The organism is Streptomyces sp. NPDC059900 (genome assembly GCF_050270335.1).
GTDB lineage: Bacteria > Actinomycetota > Actinomycetes > Streptomycetales > Streptomycetaceae > Streptomyces.
Map to the genome: position 1 here is coordinate 1 of NZ_JBNNJZ010000644.1, position 4,285 is coordinate 4,285.

Sequence of the window (4,285 nt, forward strand, 5' to 3'; positions counted from 1 at the left end):
CACCAGATCGACCGCGAGCCATTGCCGGTTGCCGAAGGAGTCCGGCGGCAGCAGCCGCACGGCGGGACTGAGCCGGTAGCGTCCGTCGGTCTTCAGGTCTGCGGTGTGCACTCCTCGTGTCCCCTCACATGCCGCCGGATGCACCGGCGCGGGGACACAGCAGCCCCGCGCCGGCACGACTCAGGCGTTTTCTCGGTGGGTTCAGCCCATGTCGGGGCGGTACTGGATCAAGGCCGCGGAGGCGTCCTCGACCTCGGTCACCGCGAAGTCGTCGATGTCGGGCACCGCGGTGTGCGCCTCGGTCTCCTCCGGCTGCGGAGCGTTCTCTTCGCCCATACGTCCATTCCTTTCTCGGTGTTCTTTTCTGCATCCCGCCGTCGGCTCAGGCCTCCGGCGGAAACTCGACGTCGCCGCTGCGTCCGGTCGTGTTCTGTGCGGCACGGAATCCGAAGCTGAGCAGGACGATCTCCTCGCCGCCGGTCACCGGGGTGCGTCCGTGCGGCGCGAACACCCCGTCGAAGACCAGGATTTCCCGCTCGGCGAGGTCCACGAAGCGGCGGCGGCTTCCCTCCAGGAAGACGGTCCGGCTGCCGGCGCCCGCGTCGCCGGATGGTTTGCGGTGCAGGCACAGCAGGAGGGTGATGTCGCCGTAGCGCTCGTCGTCCAGGTGCAGTTCGAGGGCGCTGCCGTCGAACAGGTAGCCCAGGTAGGTCGAGGCGTGGGGCGGTCGCACCGCCACACCGGTCACCGACTCGACGTAGCGCGCCAGGTCCACCGTGCGGACCAGTTCCTGTGCCAGCGGGCCGAACTTGGCATTGACCTTGCCGTTGTTGTGCTCGGGGTCCCTGCGGATTCCCTCGCGCGCCTCCGCGAGCAGCGCGGTGCGCCGCTCGGGGGTGAACCACGAGGGCCGGTCGGTGCGCGGCCGGTCGGTCAGCCGCCGGTCTGCGAACCGTGCGGCGGCCTCGTCCATGCGGCGGCCCGCCGCGGTATCGGGCCCCGGCAGGTCCGCGACCGTGACGGTCCTGCGGAACCACCGTGTCCATGCGAGCGTGGCCGATACTTCCTCGGCATCGTGCAGCGCACTCATCCTCCCGGTTGCCTCCCCGCGACCCCGCGGCCGCCGATGTCGCTGACGGGAGAAACGGTGGCCGGCCGCGCTGTCACGCCGGTCACTTGCCGGTCACGCGCAGCCCGGGGCAACGCCGTCCGCGTGTCACCGGAATGTGGGGAGATCGCAACGACCCCCGCCCGACGGTCACGGTGTGCGATACCTTCGTCACGTTGCGCTGATATGGCGTGCTCGGGGTGGGTGTGGACGGGGGGCTCGATGAGCTGGGAATTCGGGTTGCTGGGGCCGGTCGACGTGGTGTGGGACGGTGTCGTCGTGCCGATCCCGGCCACCAAGCAACGCATCGTCCTCGCCACCCTGCTGCTCGACGCGGGGCGCGTCGTCCCGCTGGAGACTCTGGTGGACCGGCTGTGGGACGACGACCCGCCGGGCGGCGCCCGCAACACCCTGCAAAACCACGTGCTCAGGCTGCGCCGCGCCCTGGGCGGCGCGGCCGGCCACGCCCCGGTGCGCACCCACCCGCGCGGGTACGCGATCGAGGTGGCCGACGGCGAACTCGACCTGCGGCGCTTCGACCTGCTGATGCGCCGCGCCAAGTCGGCCCTGTCGGCGCATGACGCGGAAGGTTCCTCCGCGCTGCTGGCGGAGGCCCTGGGGTTGTGGCGCGGACGGCCGCTCTGCGACGTGCCGTCGGCGGCGCTGCACCGCGATGTCGTGCCCGCCCTGCAAGAACGGCGTCTGGTGGCCCTGGAACTGCGGGTGGGCGCCGATCTCGCACTGGGCAGGCACACCGAACTCCTGCCGGAGCTGGCCGAGTTGACCTGCTCGCACCCGCTTCAGGAGCCCTTCTGGGCGCAGCGGATGCTGGCCCTGCACCGCGCAGGGCGCCAGGGCGAGGCGCTGCACTGCTATCGCACGGTCAGGGCGCTGCTCGCGGAGGAACTCGGCGTGGATCCGGGCGCCGAACTGCGCGAGCTGCACCGCAGGATGCTGGCCGACGACCCCGCGCTCGCCTGGTCGGGCACCGGCGGGCGGGCCACCACCGTCCGGGACGCCGCTCCGGCCGCCCCGCCGCTCTCGGAACGTGGCGGCGGGCTGCCGGCCGAGACGACCTCGTTCGTCGGACGGGGCCGGGAGCGGATCGAGGCCGGGCGGCTGCTCGACGTCGCGCGCCTCGTCACCCTGACGGGCGTGGGCGGGGTGGGCAAGACCCGTCTCGCGCTGCGGGTGGCCGCCGACGCCGCGGGCTCCTGCCCCGACGGGGTGTGGACGGTGGACCTGGCCCCGCTCACCGACCCCCGGCTCCTGGACCGGGCCGTGTGCGAGGCCCTGGGGTTCCAGGACCAGTCCGCGCTTCCGGGCAGGGAGGTCCTCGTGCGGCGCCTGCGGGACATGCGCACCCTGCTGGTCCTGGACAACTGCGAGCATGTCGTGACGGCCGTCGCCGACCTGGTCCACACATTGCTGCGCGCGGCCCCCGGCCTGCGGGTCCTTGCCACCAGCCGTCATCTCCTGCACGTGCAGGGCGAACACGTGCTGCCCCTGGCACCGCTGCCCCCGGAGGAAGCCCTGCGGCTGCTGTCCGACCGGGCGGCGGCATCGGCCCCCGGCGTGCGGGTCGTCGAGACGGGCGGCGGCGCGGCCCGCCAGCTGTGCCGGCGCCTGGACGGCATTCCGCTGGCGATCGAACTGGCGGCGATCCGCCTGGCCACGTTCTCGGCGGAGGAGATCCTGGAACGGCTCGACGACCGCTTCCAGTTCCTGGCCGACACCGACACCGACACCGGTACCGGAACCGGAACCCGCGGCGCTCCTGGGGCGCCGCACACCCCCGCCTCGCGCTACGTCCGTACGCTGCGCGGTGTGGTCGACTGGAGCCACGACCTGTGCACGGAACCGGAACAGGTCCTGTGGGCCCGCCTGTCCGTCTTCTCCGGAGACTTCGGACTCGAAGCGGCGGAGACGGTCTGCTCGGGCGACGGGATCGACCGCGAGCAGCTCGTACGCCTCCTGTCGGGACTGGTCGACAAGTCGATCCTGAGCACGGGCAGCCGCGAGAGCCGCACCCGGTACAGGCTTCTGGAGACCATCCGCCAGTACGGACGGCGCAGGCTGCGGGCCCTGGGACAGGAGACGGTCCTGCGGCGCCGGCACCTGGACTACTACCGGACCATGGCGGCCACGACCGCCGCACAGTGGTGCAGCCCGCTGGAGGTCGACTGGCTCACCGCGCTGCGCCGCGAACTGCCCAACATCCGGGCCGCCCTGGACTTCAGTGCCACCCAGCCCGGTGCGGCGGGCGCAGGCCTCGAGATCACGGTGAACCTCACCCGTACCCGCTTCTGGTTCTTCAGCAGCACCCTCGGCGAGGGACGCCACTGGTTCGAGCGCACGCTGGGACCGGTCGCGCCGTCCGCCGTTCCGGACCCCGCCCTGATCGGAGCCATGACTCTCCGGGCGTGGGTGGCGATGTGCCAGGGCGAACAGGACACCGCACGCACGTATCTTACGACCTGCTACCGCCTGGCCGGGCAGATCCCCGGCGGTGAACCGCTGCCGTCCGTCCAGTTCATCCAGGGCGCCGACGCCATACTGATCCGCGGCTGCCCCACGTCGATCGCGCTGTTCGACCGGGCCCGCCGCAGGATGCGGGAGGCCGGCCTCACCGGCGACGCCCATATGGCCACCATGCTCTGGGCGATGTCCTGCACCTTCTTCGGGGAACGCGACGCGGCCTTCGCGGCCTGCGAGGAGTATGTGGCAGACGGCGTGGCCCGCGGCGGCTCCTGGGCCCGCTCCTGGACGCGGTGGGTGCACGGACTGACCGAGCTCCTGCACGGCGACCCGTACGACGCGGCCCGCCTGATCCGCGAGAGCCTGGGCCCCCAGTGGGACATCGACGACCGCTGGGGTCCCGTGTGGGGCGTGGAATCCCTCGCCTGGGCCGCCGAAGCGACGGACGAACCCGACTACGCCGCCCAACTCCTCGGCGCCGCGGCGCAGTTGCGGCGCACGACCGGGGTGGCTCTGGACGGCCTCGTACCCCTGCACGACGTGCACGCGCGGACGGTCGTCAGGGTGCGCCGGGCGCTGGGCGAGAACGCGTACGTGGCCGCCTTCGCCCGGGGGACCGCGGCGGGCGCGGCGGACGTGCCCGGCCTCGTCCTGCGGCAGCGGGTGGCGGACCGGCAGGGATAGCAGGGACAAGAGGAA

At 72.6% G+C, this 4,285-nt stretch carries 3 protein-coding genes; 1 reads left to right on the plus strand and 2 read right to left on the minus strand.

Features of this window, described 5'->3' with window-relative positions; translation table 11 throughout:
* Positions 1-201: 201 nt before the first annotated feature.
* On the minus strand, positions 202-336 hold the full coding sequence (locus ACQKIP_RS41070) for a hypothetical protein (protein WP_365854332.1): 135 nt from the start codon (positions 334-336) through the stop codon (positions 202-204).
* A 46-nt stretch (positions 337-382) separates the two neighbouring features.
* Entirely contained in the window at positions 383-1,090 is a 708-nt protein-coding gene (locus tag ACQKIP_RS41075) for a hypothetical protein (protein WP_365854330.1), read from the minus strand.
* Between the two features lie 240 nt (positions 1,091-1,330).
* Here ACQKIP_RS41075 and ACQKIP_RS41080 point away from each other — a divergent pair, with 240 nt between their 5' ends.
* Positions 1,331-4,270 carry a BTAD domain-containing putative transcriptional regulator gene (locus ACQKIP_RS41080; protein ID WP_365854328.1) on the plus strand — a complete coding sequence of 980 codons (2,940 nt, stop codon included), beginning with the start codon at positions 1,331-1,333 and terminating at the stop codon, positions 4,268-4,270.
* The last annotated feature ends 15 nt before the right edge of the window (positions 4,271-4,285 follow it).